This is a genomic window from Streptomyces sp. CNP082 (genome assembly GCF_059570535.1).
The window spans coordinates 24,407-39,592 of the sequence record NZ_JCANSZ010000022.1 but is presented as its reverse complement, the minus strand read 5'-3'; the positions used below and the strand labels follow the sequence as shown (position 1 = coordinate 39,592).

The following is a 15,186-nucleotide window of genomic DNA, read 5'->3' as shown; positions in this document are numbered from 1 at the left end:
GAGCCGCAGGGACGGCAGGGCAGCGCGGCGCAGCACGGCGGGCGGGACGGGCGCGGCTCTCAGGCCGTCAGCAGGTGCCCGCGCAGGCGGTCGCGGGTCGCGTCGCTCAGCGCCAGGGCTTCGCGGAAGTAGCGCTCGACGGTGCCCCAGCGCTCGGTGATCGTGGCGAAGGCCGCGCCGAGGTAGCTGGCCCGGGCGTCGAACAGCGGGCTGAGCAGCTCCATCACCTCCGGTGACGTGCCGCCCGGCGCCCCCTCGCCGCGCTGGACCCGGTAGCGCCGGTGCTGCGCATTGGACTCCAGGTAGTCCGCCTCGATCGCCTCCCGCTCGACGCCCACGGCCAGCAGCGCGAGTGCGACCGTCAGCCCGGCCCGGTCCTTGCCCGCCGCGCAGTGCAGCAGGGCCGGCGTGCCGCCGTCGGCCAGGGCGTGGAGGACCCTGGAGTGCTCCGTGTTGCGGTTGAGGATCATGGCGCGGTACGAGTCCTCCATGCGGGCCGCGGCCTGGCCGTCGCCGAGGATCGAGCGGAGCGTCGGTATGTCGCCGTCGCGGACCAGCTTCCAGAACTCCTTGCCCTCGGCCGGGTCGTTGAGCGGCACGTTGACGTTCCGTACGCCCGGCAGGTCGATGTCGGGGCCGTCGAGGCGGATGTCGGCGGCGTTGCGGAAGTCGAAGACCGTGTGCAGGCCGAGCGAGCCGAGGAAGACGGCGTCCTCGGCGGTGGCGTGAGCCAGGTGGCCGCTGCGGTAGAGCCGGCCGGGCCGGGTCTGCCCGCCGCCGGCGGCGGGCAGACCGCCGACGTCGCGGAAGTTGCGGACACCGGTCAGCTCCGGCTCGGTCGTCTGCGTCATCGGGGCTCCGTCATGTCGTCAGGTCGCGGCACTTCGACAGTACGACAAACGCACGCTGGACAAGGATCCTCTCCGGGTGCGATGTTGTGTATCTCTGTTGAGTTATGGGAGATGAGATGGTCGAGGTCGGTGGGAACGGTCGGATCTGGCTGCTGTCGGGGCCGCAGAGCAGCTACGCCCTGCGGCTGAACCGGCACGACGAGTTGCTGCACCTCCACTGGGGCCCGCGGCTCGCGCTCGCCGACGCCGAGGCGCTGGCCGCAGAACCGCTGCCGCGGTCCCGCTCCTTCGAATCGCGCCTCGACGGCCGCGAGGAGTACCCCGTCGAGGGCGGCCCGCGCTTCGTCCGGCCCGCGCTCGCCGTGCGTGCCGCGGACGTCGCCTCCAGACCGGGCAGCCGCGGCAGCGAGTGGGAGTTCCGCGGCGCCGAGACCGGGGACGACGTGCTCCGGCTCACCTTCCACGACCCCGTACACCGCCTCGCCGTCACCCTCCACTACCGCATGCGCGCCGGCGCCGACGTCCTCGAGCGCTGGGCCACCGCCGTCCACGAGGGCGGTCCCGACGACCCCGCGCTGGACCTGCTGCGGCTCGACTCCGCGGCCTGGACCCTGCCCCGCGCAGACCGCCGCCGGCTCTCCCACCTGCACGGCCGCTGGGCCGCCGAGAGCCTGCTCGCGCGCACCGAGCTGACCCCCGGCGAGACCGTCATCGGCAGCCGCCGCGGCCACACCTCCCACCGCCACCTGCCGTGGATCGCCCTCGACGACGGCACCGCGGGCGAGGAACACGGCGAGGTCTACGGCTGCGCCCTGGCCTGGTCCGGATCCTGGCGCATCGCCGTGCAGCAGCTCGACGACGGCGTCGTGCAGGCCGTCGGCGGCGCCGGGCACGACGACTCCGGACTGGTGCGGCTCGCGCCCGGCGAGTCGTACACCGCGCCCGTCTTCGCCGGCCTCTACACCGCCGGCGGCTTCGGCGCCGCGTCCCGCGCCTGGCACGCCTGGCAGCTCGCGCACGTCGTACCGGACGCGCACGTCCCCCGGCCCGTCCTCTACAACTCGTGGGAGGCCACCAAGTTCGACGTCGAGCTGGGCCACCAGCGCGAGCTGGCGCGGCGCGCCGCGGCGATGGGCGTGGAGCTGTTCGTCGTCGACGACGGCTGGTTCGGCGCGCGCACCCACGACCGGGCCGGGCTCGGCGACTGGACGCCCAACCCGGACCGCTTCCCCGACGGGCTGAAGCCGCTCGCCGACGAAGTCCACGGCCTCGGCATGCACTTCGGCATCTGGGTCGAGCCGGAGATGGTCAACCCCGACAGCGACCTCTACCGCGCCCACCCCGACTGGGTGCACCACCGGCCGGGCCGCCGGCGCACCGAGTTCCGCCACCAGCTGGTGCTGGACCTCGGCCGGCCCGAGGTCCGGACGTACCTGTGGGAACAGCTCGACGCCCTGCTGCGCTCCGCGCCCATCGACTACGTCAAGTGGGACTTCAACCGCTCCCTCACCGACCCGGGCGCGCACACCGACCCCTCCGTCCCGCACGTACAGGGGCTGTACGAGCTGCTGGACCGGCTGCGCGCCGCGCACCCGCACGTCGCCTTCGAGTCCTGCTCGGGCGGCGGCGGCCGGATCGACCTGGGCATCCTGTCCCGTACGGACCAGGTGTGGACCTCGGACAACACCGACCCGCTGGACCGGCTGCCCATCCAGCACGGCATCAACCAGATCCACCCCGCCCGGGTCACGGCCGCCTGGGTCACCGACAGCCCCAACGAGCAGATGCAGGACCGGGTCAGCAGCCTGCGCTACCGCTTCGTCAGCGCCATGGCCGGCGTGCTCGGCGTCGGCGGCGACCTCGCGCGCTGGGACGACGCGGAACTGGCGGAGGCCGGGCGCTGGGTGGAGCTGTACAAGCGCATCCGTCCGGCCGTCCAGCTCGGCCGGCTGTACCGGCTGCGGGAGCCGCAGGAGGGCCTGAGCGCGGTGCAGTACGTCCTCGGCGACGACTCCGCGCGCGCCGAGGAGGTCGTCGTCCTGGCCTGGCTGCAGGCCCAGCGCTACAACGAGCCGCTGCCGCCGCTGCGGCTCGCCGCGCTCGACACCGCCGCCGAGTACGAGGTGCTGGCCGGCGGCGAGCCCGGTGCGATGCTGCGCGGCGCGGTGCTCGCGCACCGGGGGCTGCACCCGGGGCTGGCCGGCGACCTCGACGCCACGGTGGTGCACCTGCGCCGCCGCTGACGGCCGCGCGAGGTGCGTGACCGCGCGGGCCGTCGCACAATGTGACGTGAGCGGGGGATCCCGACGGAGCGGAACCATGCGCTTCCACGACCGTACGGAGGCGGGCCGCGCGCTCGCCCGGCGGCTGCAGGACGACCAGGGCGCCGCCGGCCCCGAGCCGGCCGCGGACGCCGGGCCCGCGGCGGTGGTGCTCGCGCTGCCGCGCGGCGGCGTGCCGGTTGCGTACGAGGTCGCCCGCGCCCTCGACGCGCCGCTCGACGTCCTGCTCGTCCGCAAGATCGGCCACCCCTACCACCCCGAGTACGGACTCGGCGCCGTGGCGGGCGACGGCCCGCCGGTCTACGACCCCGCCGCGCTCGCCGGCGCCGGCCTCACCGAGGCCGACCTCGCGCCCGCCGCCGAGCGGGAGCGCGCCGAGCTGCGCCGCCGCGCTGCGGTCTACCGGGGCGGCCGGCCGGCGCCCGCACTCGCCGGCCGCTGGGTCGTCGTCGTGGACGACGGGCTCGCCACCGGCGCGACCGCCCGCGCGGCGCTGCGCGCGGCCCGGGAGGCGGGTCCCGCCCGGCTCACGCTGGCCGTGCCCGTGGCGTCGCCTGCCGGGCTGCGGGCCGTCAGCGGAGAGGCGGACGATGTGACGTGTCTGTACGCGCCGGGGGACTTCGGCGCGGTCGGACTCTGGTACGACGACTTCGAGCAGCTTACGGATGCCGATGTGCTCGAACTGCTCGGTAATGGCTGAAATCCGGTCGGAACCAGACTGCTGAGTGGCTGTCAACTAGCGTGAAAACGGCGTTGGTTGGACATGCTGAGAACTTATGCCAGCGGCAAGCGGAGCCCACTAGGCTGCTTGCGATGCTCAGTGTGACCACTCGGCGTCACACCGTCGTTCGACCCTGAGGACGCTCATGGATCCAGCGGGACCCGCCACCGGCCGGCGGACGGGATTCGTCCGCTGGTGGCTGATACCCACCGCCGTCGTGGTCGTGAGCACGGCCATCGCCCTGCCGCTCGTCTCCGCCGACGCGCGCACGCCCGTCGCCGTGTGCGGCGTCGTCGCCGCCCTCGTGGTCGCGTTCGCCGCCTTCGAGGCCGAGCGCCGCGGGCGGGCCGCCGGCGAGCTGTACGCCGGCCACGCCGACCAGCAGGCCGCGTGGGAGCGCCGGCTCGCCGCCCAGGAGGCCGAGATGGTGCGGCTCGCGGGCCTGCTGCCGCAGGCCGTCGCGCGGCTGCAGCGGGGCGAGTACGCCGAGGACGTGCTCAGCGGCATAGGGGCGGAGAAGTCGCTGACCCCGCAGGTGCGCGCCGCCCACGCGGCGGCGCTGCGCGCCGTCGTCGAAGCGGTGCAGAACGCCGAGGACCTGCGCGTCTCCGCCGAGCGCGGCTTCGTCAACATCGCCCGGCGGGTGCAGGCCATCATCCACCAGCAGGCGCGCAGCCTGCGGGAGATGGAGGACCGGCACGGCCGGCGGCACGAGTTCTTCGCCGACCTGCTCAAGCTCGACCACGGCACCGCGCTGGTCGGCCGGCTCGCCGACAGCATCGCCGTGCTCGGCGGCGACCGCCCCGGCCGCCAGTGGGGCAAGGCCATCGCCCTGTACAGCGTGCTGCGCGGCGGCATGTCCCGGATCATCGACTACCAGCGCGTCGAGCTGCACCCCGTGGCCGAGGTCGCCGTCGTCGGCTCGGCCGTCGAGCCGCTGATCCACGCCGTCGCCGAACTCCTCGACAACGCCACCCGCTACTCGCCGCCGCACGCCAAGGTCCACCTGTCCGCCACCGAGGTGCAGTCGGGCGTCGCCATCGAGATCGAGGACGGCGGCGTGGGCCTGAGCGAGGAGGCGCGCGAGCGCGCCGAGCGCATGCTCGCCGACGCCCAGGCCGGCATCGACCTCAACGACCTCGGCGAGACCCCGCGGCTCGGGCTCGCGGTCGTCGGCCGGCTGGCGCAGACGTACGACTTCCGCGTCTCGCTGCGCCCGTCCGCGTACGGCGGCGTGCGCGCGGTGCTCGTCGTGCCGCAGGTCCTGCTCACCACCACGCCCGCCACCGGCACCGCCCACGGCATCGGCGCCACCTCCGGGCCGCGCCCGCTGCGCAACTCCACGCCGGCGCCGGCCGGGGTCGAAGGCAGCCCCGACGCGCGCGCGGGGCTGCCGCGCAGCCGGGACCGGGTGCCGCCCGTGCAGCCGGCGGGCCCGCAGCCCTCGCCGCCCGCGCACGCCGACCCGGTCGCCGGCAGCCTGCCGCAGCGCCGCCGCCGGGCCCCCGCCGTGCCGCCCGCCGCCCCGGCGGCCGGTGAGCACGCGCCGGGACGGCGTACGGCCACCGCGTACCCGCCCGGGACCGAGAGCGGCGGCGCGGAGAACCGCGGCGTCGAACCGGGCCTGTGGCTCGGCGACTTCACCCGCGGTCTTGAAGGCGAGCCGCAGGCCGGGGACGCCGCCGCGGACAAGCCGGCGGAACCGGGCGGATCCGCGGCCGGCGCGGATGCGGCGGCGGAGATACACCCGGGCGGCTCCGGCCGCTCCGGGCGCGTCGACGGAGCAGCGGAACCGTCGAATCCATCATCGGGCGAGGAGGACTGACGTGGCGCAGCGAGCGGACATGGACTGGATGCTCCGGGATCTGGCCGAGAGCGTCCCCGAGACCCGGCACGTCGTGGTCCTGTCCTCGGACGGGCTGCGGATGGCGCAGCACGGCACGGAGCCGGACACGGCCGACCGGCTCGCCGCCGCCTGTGCCGGGCTGCAGAGCCTGGCGAAGTCGATCGCCAGCGTGTTTCCGCACAGCAACGGCAAGATGCGGATGCTGGTCATCGAGGTCAGCGGCGGCTTCTTCTATCTCATGGCCGCGGGCGCGGGAGCGTATCTGGCGGTCGCGGCCGACGAAGGAGTCGACGCCGGCCTGATGGGGCAGCGAATGCGCGATCTCGTCGCACGCATAGGGGCACATCTGACAAGCCCACCGCGGAGCGACGGACAGGCCATATGAAAGAAGCGGACCACGAGTGGCACGACGACGGTCCCGAACGGCTCTACGTCATCACCGGCGGGCGCAGCGGCACCGCCGTCCAGGGCGCACTCGACCTGGTCACCCTCGTCATCTCCCGGGCGCAGCCGGCGCCCGGGATGCAGCCCGAGCGCGCGGCCATCATCCGGCTGTGCCGCGCGCCGCTGTCCGTGGCCGAGCTGACCGCCTACCTGCGCCTGCCCTTCAGCGCGGTGGCGGTGCTCGTCGCGGACCTGATGGCGCAGGGTGCGGTCGAGACCCGCTCTTCCGTGCCGCCCGTGGCAGACCTGCGACTCCTCGAGGAAGTAATGCATGGACTCGAACAGCTTTGACGCCGTCGTGGGTCCGCGCAGCGAGGACCTCCTGCCGGCCTCCGCGACGACGTCGGTCAAGGTCGTGGTCGTGGGCGGGTTCGGCGTCGGGAAGACGACGATGGTCGGCGCGGTCAGCGAGATCGAGCCGATGACGACCGAGGAGACGATGACCCGGGCCGGCGAGGGGGTGGACCACCTCGCCGGCGTGCCGGACAAGAGCGAGACGACCGTCGCCATGGACTTCGGCCGGATCAGCCTCAACGAGCGGCTGGTGCTCTACCTGTTCGGCGCGCCCGGCCAGCAGCGCTTCTGGTTCCTGTGGCAGGGGCTCTTCGAGGGCGCGCTCGGCGCCGTGGTCCTGGTCGACACCCGCCGGCTCGAAGCCTGCTTCGACGTGCTGGGCCGGCTGGAGGAGGGCGCCGTGCCGTTCCTCGTCGCCGTCAACCGCTTCCCGGACGCCCCGCAGCACTCCCTCGACGAGATACGGGCCGCGCTCGACCTGCCCGAGCACGTGCCGCTCATCACCTGCGACGCGCGCGACCGGGACTCCTCACGCAGCGTCCTGAAGTCCCTGGTGCGCTTCCTGCACTCGATCGCCCTGACCACCGAGGCGTCGTAACGGGCAGGGGCCGTACGGCGGGAGCGCGGCCGGCCCCGCCGCGAGAGGTACCAACCGAGCCCGTGCGCCCCTATGTTGGTGCGGCCCCCCACGCGTCGCTCAGGACACAGGCACCGCATCACTGGGAGGCCCCTTGTCTCGTTTCGCCAGCACCCCGGGTTTCAGCCGCCGCCGTTTCCTCGCGCTCGCGTCAGGGGTGTCCCTGGCCGCCGCGCTGCCCGTCGCCGCCCTGTCCGCCGCGCCCGCCTGGGCCGAACCCCGCTTCCGCGGCGACCCGTTCGCCCTCGGCGTCGCCTCCGGCGACCCGGCGCCGGACGGGGTCGTGCTGTGGACCCGGCTCGCGCCCGAGCCGCTGGCCGCGGACGGCCGGGGCGGGATGCCCGGGTACCAGGTGCCGGTGCGCTGGCAGATCGCCGAGGACCCGCGGTTCATGCGGGTCCGGCGCTCGGGGTTCGAGATGGCGGTGCCGGAGCTGGGGCACTCCGTGCACGCCGAGGTCCGGGGGCTGGAGCCGGACCGGGAGTACTGGTACCGCTTCCGCACCGGCGGGCACGTCAGCGCCGTCGGGCGCACCACGACCGCGCCGGCCGCGGACGCCGCCATCGCCTCGATGTCCTTCGCCTTCGTCAGTTGCCAGAACTACCCCGACGGCCACTTCACCGCCCTGCGCCACCTCGCCGCGGAGGACGTCGACGTCGTCGTCCACCTCGGCGACTACGTCTACGAGGGCAGCGGGCAGGGCACCATCGGCCGCGGCCACCTGCCCGCGCACGAGCTCCGCACGCTCGCCGACTACCGGGTGCGCTACGGCCAGTACAAGCTGGATCCCGACCTGCAGGCCGAGCACGCCGCCCACCCCTGGATCGTCGTGCTCGACGACCACGAGGTCGACAACAACTGGGCCGACGGCCTCGACGGCAACGACGTCGGCGGCGCCGAGTTCGCGGCCCGCCGTGCCGCCGCCTTCCAGGCGTACTACGAGAACCTGCCGCTGCGCCGCTCCTCCCTGCCCGCCGGCCCGCACATGCAGCTCTACCGCCGGCTGCCCTACGGCACCCTCGCCCAGTTCCACGTCGTCGACACCCGGCAGTTCCGCGACAACCAGGCGTGCGGCGACGGGCGGCAGTTCGACTGCGACGAGCGGCTCGACCCGGAGCGCACCATGCTCGGCGCGGAGCAGGAAGCCTGGCTGCTCGACGGGCTGGCCCGGTCCCGTACCACCTGGGACGTGATGGCCAACCAGATCATGACCATGCAGGGCGACTCCGCCGAAGGCATCGAGCAGGCGTTCGGCATGGACACCTGGGACGGGTACGCCGCCGCGCGGCAGCGCCTCTTCGACGGCGTCGAGAAGCGCGGCATCGGCAACTTCGTCGTCGTCACCGGCGACGCCCACCGCAGCGTGGCCGCCGACCTCAAGCACGACTTCGACGACCCCGCCTCGGCCACCGTCGGCGTCGAGTTCCTCGGCACCTCCGTCTCCTCCGGCGGCAACGGCTCGGACCAGGACGAGTGGGGCCGGGTCTGGCTGCAGGAGAACCCGCACATGAAGTTCCACAACGTCCAGCGCGGCTACGGCGTCTGCGAGGTGACCCGCGAGCACTGGCGCACCGACTACCGCGTCGTCCCGTACGTCGCCACTCCCGGCGCCCCGGTCCTCACCCGCGCCCGTGTCTACGTCGCGGCGGGCGTGCCGGGCATCCAGGAGGTGGAGCAGCCGGGGCTCGCGCAGCCCTGAGCCGGAGCCCGGGCAGCGGGACGCGGCGGGCGGCGCCGAGACCGGCGCCGGGCACGCAAAAGCGGGTGCATTCGCGCGCGGCGGCGGTGCAGGGTGGGGCATGAGCTGGATCACGACGCACGACCTCGACGCCTTCACCGCCGCCGCCGGGCCGTTCCTGCGGGCGCAGCCCGCGCCGCACACCGTGCTGCTGACGGTCACCGCCTCGCTCGCCGCCGCCGGCCTCGACCGGTACGGCGACGAGCCACCGGAGTTCGGCTGGTGGCAGGGCCCGGACGGACAGGTGGCCGGGGCCTTCCTGGCCACGCCGCCGTACCCGCTGCTGCTGGGCCGTATGCCGCAGGCCGCCGCCGTCGCGCTGGCCGGGCTGCGCGCCGAGGCCGGGCTGCCGATCTCCGGCGTCAATGCCGGGTGCGAGGCGGCCGAGGCGTTCGCCGCCGCCTGGACGGAGCGCACCGGCACGGCCGGCACCGTGGCGGAGCGGCACCGGCTGTACCGGCTCGGGGAGCTGATACCGCCAGAACCGGCGCCGTCCGGGCACGCCAGGGTCGCGACCGAGGACGACCGGGAGCTGCTGACCGACTGGACCAGGCAGTTCACCGCGGAGGCCGGCGGCGGTGCCGGCGACCCGGTCCGCGCCGTGGCCGACCGGCTCTCCTTCGGCGGCGCGACACTCTGGGAGGACGGCGGCCGGCCCGTGTCGTACGCCGGCATCAGCCGCACGATCGCCGGCACGGCCCGCGTCGCGCCCGTCTACACCCCGCCGCCGCTGCGCCGCAGCGGCTACGCGGCGGCCGTCACCGCCGCCGTGAGCCGCGCGGCGCTGGCCGCCGGCGTCCGCGACGTGCTCCTCTTCACCGATCTCGCCAACCCCACCAGCAACGCGCTGTACCAGCGCCTGGGCTACGTGCCCGTGGAGGACCACCTCGTGATCACCTTCGGCGGCTGATCCCTCCGGCGGCTGATCTTCTTCCGCGGATGATCTGGTGTCCCGGGCCCCGGCGGGAGAGGCTGGAGCCGGGAAGCAGACCGATCGCGAGGAAGGCGAGCCGCATGCACTCCGACCACCTGCAGGCCGCGGACGGCACCCCCGTCGCCGCGTACACCTGGCTGCCCGACAGCGGCCGGCCGCGGGCCCTCGTGCAGATCGTGCACGGCGCCGCGGAGCACGGACTGCGCTACGACCGGTTCGCCCGCTACCTCGCCGCCCACGGCTACGGCGTCGTCGCCTCCGACCACCGGGGCCACGGCGCCACCGCCGCCGCCACCGGGTACGGGGTCACCGGCACCGGCGACGCCGACCCCTGGCGCACCGCCGTCGGCGACCTGACCGCCGTCGGCGACCGGCTGCGCGCCGCCCACCCCGAGCTGCCCTTCGTCCTCCTCGGCCACAGCATGGGCTCGATGCTCGCCCGCGACTACGCGCAGGAGCACGGCGAGGGGCTTTCCGGCCTCGTGCTCACGGGCATCCTGCGCAGCCTGCCCGGCGTGGAGACCGAGAGCGCGGTGCGCCGGCTGGCGGGGGAGGCCGCCGAGCGCGGGCGCGGCGGGCTCTCGGACTTCGTCCCCGAGATCTTCGCGTCGTTCAACGACCCGTACGAGCACCGCACCGGCTTCGAATGGCTCTCCCGCGACACCGCCGAGGTCGACGCCTACGTCGCCGACGAGCGCTGCGGCTTCCCGTTCGACGTCGCGCTGTCGCTGGGCTGGGTGCTCGGCACCCGGAAGATCAACGACCCGTACAACGTGGCCCGGATCCCGCTCGACCTGCCCGTGCACATCGCCGTCGGCGACCAGGACCCGTGCAACCAGGGCCTCACGCACGTCGCCGAGCTGCTGGAGGACTTCCGCTACGCGGGCCTGCGGGAGCCGACCTGGCACGCGTACCCCGGCGCCCGCCATGAGATCCTCAACGAGACGAACCGCGACGAGGTCCAGGCCGATCTGCTCGACTGGCTCGACAAGCACGTGTGACCGACGGGGGAGCACCGATGACCCTCACCGCCGAGGACGTACGCAAGACCGCCCTGGCGCTGCCGCAGACCGCGGAGAAGCTGGCGTGGGGCATGCCCACCTTCCGGGTGAAGGGCAAGATGTTCCTCACCCTGCCCGAGGACGAGACGTCGTTCGCGGTGCGCTGCCCCAAGGTGGAGCGGGACGAACTGGCGCTGGCGGAGCCGGAGAAGTTCTGGATCGCCGACCACGAGGCGTCGTTCGCCTGGGTGCGGGTGCGGATCGCGGCCCTGGACGACCGCGACGAGCTGCAGATCATCGTCGCCGACTCCTGGCGCCAGGCGGCGCCTCCCGGGCTGCTCGCGGAGCACCCGGAGCTGGCCGGCGAGTCCTGAAGGACCGGGGCGCGCACGTCAGGCGGCGCTCTGCGCCCCGGCCGGCACCGCGGCCGACGCACCCGTGAACGCCGCGATCCGCTCGCGCAGCGACGCCGGGTCCAGCTCGTGGGCGCGCAGGTGCTCCGGGACCGTGCCGTAGCGCCGCAGCTCGCGCCGCGCGGTGCCAAGACCCAGCACCCGGTGCGGCACGTCGGCCAGCGCGTCGTTCGCGTACGCCGTGGAGGTGCCGGCGAGGTAGGGCTCGACGAGGACGACGTCCGCCGCCCGCGCCGCGCCCACCGCGGCCCGCAGCGCGGCGGCGTCGAAGGGGCGCACGGTCGTGGCGTACAGCACCGTCACGTCCAGTCCCTCGGTCGCGGCCAGCACGTCGTCGAGCAGCGGGCCGACCGCCACGACCACGCCGGAGCGGCCCTCGCGCACGGTCAGGAACCCCCCGCCGGTGACCGGCCGCCCCGTCGTGTTCGTCTGCCCCGTGAGCCGCACGTACACCTTGTCGTCGCCCGCGGCGACCGCGTGCCGCAGCAGCGTTTCGGCCTCGTCCGGATGGCCCGGCACGTGCACCGTCCAGCCGTCGAGGGTGTCCAGCAGCGCCACGTCGCCGGGCGCCATGTGGGTGTAGCCGCCGGCCGGCCAGTCGTACGAGCCGTAGGCGCTGACCAGCACCGCACCCGCGTCCTGATGCCCGAGGTCGAGCTTGACCTGCTCGAAGGGGCGCTCGACGAGGAAGCTGGCGAAGGTGTGCAGGACCGGGCGCATCCCGGCCAGGGCGAGCCCGCCGCCGACACCGACGAGCAGTTGCTCGCGGATGCCGAGGTTGAGCACGCGGTCGGGGTGGCGCCGCTGTGCGGCGGCGAAGCCGTCGGAGCCGATCTCGGCGAGCACGACGGCCAGCCGGGGGTCCTCGTCCAGCAGCCGGGAGGTGACGGAGGCGAAGCGCTCGCGCATGGTGTCCATGGTCGGGTGTCCTTTCCAGATGCGAAGTGGCGCGGGTCTCTCAGGCGTACGCGGGCTCGACGCGGGCGACGACGGCGCGCGCCTGCCCGGGGTGCGGGGCGGTGAAGGCGGCGTACAGCGCCTCGTGGTCGCGGCCGTCGACGGTGGCGGTGGACCAGCCGGCGGCCTCGAAGCGGGCGGCGATGCCGCCGGGGAGCGCATGGGTCGCGGAGGCGTTGTCGATGACGAGGGCGTGCAACCGGTCCAGGCCGGTGGCGCCGGCGTAGGCGAGGGCCTCGTGGTTGCTGCCCTCGTCCAGCTCGGCGTCGCCGACGAGCACCCACACGCGCGGGTCCTGGCCCGGCCGGCCGTACCGCCCCCGGGCGCGCAGCCCGAGCGCGGTGCCGACGGCCAGCGGCAAGCCGTGGCCCAGCGAGCCGCTGCCGATCTCGACACCGGGCAGGAGCGTGCGGTCCGGGTGGTGGCCGAGCGGCGAGTCGTACGAGCCGAAGCCGGGCAGCCAGTCGGCGGGCAGGAAGCCCTTGGCCGCGAGCACGGCGTAGTACGCCATCGGGCCGTGGCCCTTGGAGAGCAGGAACCGGTCGCGGCCGGGCGCGTCCGCGGTCGCGGGGGTCACCCGCAGCACGCGGTCGTAGAGGACCCACAGGGCGTCGAGGGTGGAGGTGGCGGCGGGGCCGTGCTTCTCGTCGCCGGTCATCAGGCCCATGAGGCGCGGCAGATCGTCGTAGCCGGCGGGCGGCTGGCGGGATGCGGAGGTGGTCGTCGTCATGTGTCCACCGTGCAACCTGAACAATGGTTCAAGTCAACGACGGCAGGTCACCCGCGGTCCCGGCAGGGCCGGTGCCGGCTCAGGGCGTCCGGCGCAGCCGGACCAGGGCATCGATCGCGTCCTTCGCCGGCCCCGCCTCCTGCGCCACGGGCCGGCGCACCCGCTCGGCGCGTACGGGCTCCAGCGGCGCGTCCGCCAGGTCCGCCAGCACGTCCTGCGCGGTGAACAGCACCCGCGCGTCCTGCGGCCCGCCCGTGCCCTCCGTCAGGTTCGCCGTGTCGTGCCCGACGACCAGCAGCTCGCCGCCGCCGGTGAGCGCGGCGGCGGCGCGCCGCAGCACCCGGCGCCGCTCGGCGCCCGGCAGGTGCAGATACGCCACGACCACCAGCTCGTACGACGTCTCCTCGGGCGCGTACCGAAGCAGGTCGGCCCGTACCCACCGGATCCGCTCCGCGGCCTCGGGCCCCAGCTCGGCCGCCAGGCGCCGGCCCCGCTCCAGCGCGACCTGCGAGAAGTCCACCGCCGTCACCCGCCAGCCGCGGGCGGCGAGCCACAGCGCGTTGCGCCCCTCGCCCGCGGCCAGGTCCAGGGCTCGCGCGGGCGTGATCTCCGCCACCTCGCGGGCCACCCAGCGGTTCGGCTCACCGCCCCAGACAAGGTCATTCGCGGCATAGCGTTCGTCCCAGGCGCCACTGTCCATAAACCTGATCGCTCCCCGCTGCGTCTAACGAGTAGGAGATCACGTTCTCACAGCCGGGCGGAGGATCCGAGATGACCAGTCACCAACCCCACCAGCAGCATGCAACCGCGCTTGTGCCCGTGTGCCCGCGCTGCGGTCGCGTCCGCTGCATCTGCCCGCCCATGGCGGCCGCCTGAGCGGCCGCCATGGGCTCGCCCCACCGGGGTTCAGGGGTGTTTGCGCTGGTGCCCGAAGCGCACGCCGTCCAGCTTGAATCCGTGCACGGTGGGATCGACCCGGCGCTGCGCCGCGCGGCGCTCCGGAGCCGACTCGATCACCGGCTCCGGCTCGCCCGCGGCGGCGATCCGCGCCAGCAGGCGCGCACGCAGCCCGTCGGCGAGCGCGCGGTGCGAGGTGAGCCCGACAAGGTTGTCGAGCTCCCACGGGTCGTGGGCCAGGTCGTACAGCGCCGTCTCGACGTACCTGCTGCCGGAGCGGGTGCGCCAGCCGTCGGCCTCCGGGTCGACGACGTAGTACTTCCACCGTGAGGTGCGCAGCGCCCGTCCGCACTCGGACTCGCTGACCTGGACGAAGACGTCCTCCGGCCAGTCGGCACCGGGATCGCGGACCAACGGCAGGAAGGAGCGTCCGTGCATCTCCTCCGGGACGTCGAGCCCCGCGGCGTCCAGGAGGGTCGGCGGCAGGTCAAGGGTGCTGACGGGGGCGTCGAGCACCCGGCCGCCGTCGAAGCCGGGGCCGTGCAGGGCCAGCGGCACCCGGATAGAACCGTCGTGGCAGGAGCGCTTGTACTCGGAGTTGCGGGTACGGAAGTGGCTGCCGTGATCAGAGGTGAACGCCACGATCGTGTCGTCGAGCAGGTCCATGCTGCGCAGCGCGTCCAGCAGCCGGCCCAGGCCCTCGTCGACGCGCCGGATCTGGCCGCAGTAACCGGCGATGTGCCGGTGCGCTGTGCTGCCCGGGGAGGCTCCGGCAGACAGCGCGGCCAGGTCCGGCGGCAGCCAGCGGCCGGTGTAGCGCTCCTCGTAGCCGTCGGGGGCCGGATAGTCGTCGACCTCGTTCTGGTGGTGCGGCTCGATGAGGGACAGGAAGAGGAAGAACGGCTCGTCGTGGTGGTCCGCGGCGAACCGGATCGCCGCGTCGAACAGCGCGTCGGAGCGGTAGCCGGGCAGCCGCACCGGGTCGCCGTCCTCGTCGTAGAGCACCGTGCGGTACGCGTCCGAGGTGAACTCCAGGACGTTGGCGGCCAGCCAGTGCTGGTAGCCGCCGCGGTCCTCCGGCGGCACCGGGTCCTCGCCGGCCAGGTGCCACTTGCCGATGTACCCCGTGGTGTAGCCCGCGGCGCCGAAGTGGTGCGCGAGCGTACGGGCGTCGCGCGGCAGCGGGATCCCGTTGCGGAAGCAGCCGGTGTCGGTGGGCCACCGGCCCGTCTGCAGCGCCGCACGGGCCGGCGCGCAGACGGGCTGCGGGGTGATCGCTGCCGACGCGTACGTGCCCGAGCGGGCCATCCGGTCGAACGCGGGCGTGAGGCCGAGCGGGTTGCCGCCCGCGCCCGTGGTGTCCCAGCGCTGCTGGTCGGTGAAGACGACGATGACATGGGGACGCCGCTCGGGCATCGGGGTCCTTTCCGCACGGTGGGTG

At 74.4% G+C, this 15,186-nt stretch carries 15 protein-coding genes; 10 read left to right on the top strand and 5 right to left on the bottom strand.

All coding sequences use genetic code 11. The annotated features are described in order from the left end of the window. Positions 1-59 precede the first annotated feature (59 nt). On the bottom strand, positions 60-851 hold the full coding sequence (locus tag B124_RS18790) for a tyrosine-protein phosphatase (protein ID WP_496504035.1): 792 nt from the start codon (positions 849-851) through the stop codon (positions 60-62). 116 nt (positions 852-967) lie between these two features. Between B124_RS18790 and B124_RS18785 the strand changes: the two genes are divergently transcribed. The 10 genes from B124_RS18785 to B124_RS18740 all read left to right on the top strand — a co-directional run bounded on the left by B124_RS18785 (position 968) and on the right by B124_RS18740 (position 11,122). Continuing rightward, entirely contained in the window at positions 968-3,094 is a 2,127-nt protein-coding gene (locus B124_RS18785; RefSeq protein WP_496504034.1) for an alpha-galactosidase, read from the top strand. Positions 3,095-3,170: 76 nt separating this feature from the next. Beyond that, entirely contained in the window at positions 3,171-3,833 is a 663-nt protein-coding gene (locus B124_RS18780; RefSeq protein WP_496504033.1) for a phosphoribosyltransferase, read from the top strand. 166 nt (positions 3,834-3,999) lie between these two features. Then, a complete protein-coding gene (locus tag B124_RS18775; protein WP_496504032.1) occupies positions 4,000-5,679 on the top strand; it encodes a sensor histidine kinase in 1,680 nt (559 codons plus the stop codon). A gap of 19 nt (positions 5,680-5,698) precedes the next feature. Further along, positions 5,699-6,085 carry a roadblock/LC7 domain-containing protein gene (locus tag B124_RS18770; protein ID WP_496504091.1) on the top strand — a complete coding sequence of 129 codons (387 nt, stop codon included), beginning with the start codon at positions 5,699-5,701 and terminating at the stop codon, positions 6,083-6,085. Continuing rightward, on the top strand, positions 6,082-6,435 hold the full coding sequence (locus tag B124_RS18765; protein WP_496504031.1) for a DUF742 domain-containing protein: 354 nt from the start codon (positions 6,082-6,084) through the stop codon (positions 6,433-6,435). The genes B124_RS18770 and B124_RS18765 overlap by 4 nt, the downstream gene beginning before the upstream one ends. Then, positions 6,416-7,036 (top strand): GTP-binding protein, encoded by a 621-nt coding sequence (locus B124_RS18760; protein WP_496504030.1) that lies wholly within the window; start codon positions 6,416-6,418, stop codon positions 7,034-7,036. Before B124_RS18765 ends, B124_RS18760 begins: the two co-directional genes overlap by 20 nt. A gap of 133 nt (positions 7,037-7,169) precedes the next feature. Then, complete coding sequence (locus B124_RS18755; RefSeq protein WP_496504029.1) at positions 7,170-8,774, top strand: alkaline phosphatase D family protein; 1,605 nt, start codon at positions 7,170-7,172, stop codon at positions 8,772-8,774. Positions 8,775-8,874: 100 nt separating this feature from the next. Then, positions 8,875-9,723, top strand: a complete 849-nt coding sequence (locus B124_RS18750; RefSeq protein WP_496504028.1) for a GNAT family N-acetyltransferase — start codon at positions 8,875-8,877, stop codon at positions 9,721-9,723. 104 nt (positions 9,724-9,827) lie between these two features. After that, a complete protein-coding gene (locus tag B124_RS18745) occupies positions 9,828-10,748 on the top strand; it encodes an alpha/beta fold hydrolase (protein ID WP_496504027.1) in 921 nt (306 codons plus the stop codon). A 17-nt stretch (positions 10,749-10,765) separates the two neighbouring features. Next, positions 10,766-11,122 carry an MmcQ/YjbR family DNA-binding protein gene (locus tag B124_RS18740; protein ID WP_496504026.1) on the top strand — a complete coding sequence of 119 codons (357 nt, stop codon included), beginning with the start codon at positions 10,766-10,768 and terminating at the stop codon, positions 11,120-11,122. Between the two features lie 18 nt (positions 11,123-11,140). On the opposite strand, the gene B124_RS18735 is transcribed toward B124_RS18740, so the two are convergent. The 4 genes from B124_RS18735 to B124_RS18720 form a co-directional block, all read right to left on the bottom strand. Further along, positions 11,141-12,079 carry a transketolase family protein gene (locus tag B124_RS18735; protein WP_496504025.1) on the bottom strand — a complete coding sequence of 313 codons (939 nt, stop codon included), beginning with the start codon at positions 12,077-12,079 and terminating at the stop codon, positions 11,141-11,143. Between the two features lie 40 nt (positions 12,080-12,119). Then, a complete protein-coding gene (locus B124_RS18730) occupies positions 12,120-12,848 on the bottom strand; it encodes a thiamine pyrophosphate-binding protein (RefSeq protein WP_496504024.1) in 729 nt (242 codons plus the stop codon). A 79-nt stretch (positions 12,849-12,927) separates the two neighbouring features. Beyond that, the gene (locus B124_RS18725; protein ID WP_496504023.1) at positions 12,928-13,548 is read right to left on the bottom strand and encodes a class I SAM-dependent methyltransferase; all 621 of its coding nucleotides are present in this window, start codon (positions 13,546-13,548) and stop codon (positions 12,928-12,930) included. Between the two features lie 206 nt (positions 13,549-13,754). Next, on the bottom strand, positions 13,755-15,161 hold the full coding sequence (locus B124_RS18720) for a sulfatase family protein (protein WP_496504022.1): 1,407 nt from the start codon (positions 15,159-15,161) through the stop codon (positions 13,755-13,757). Positions 15,162-15,186: the final 25 nt, after the last annotated feature.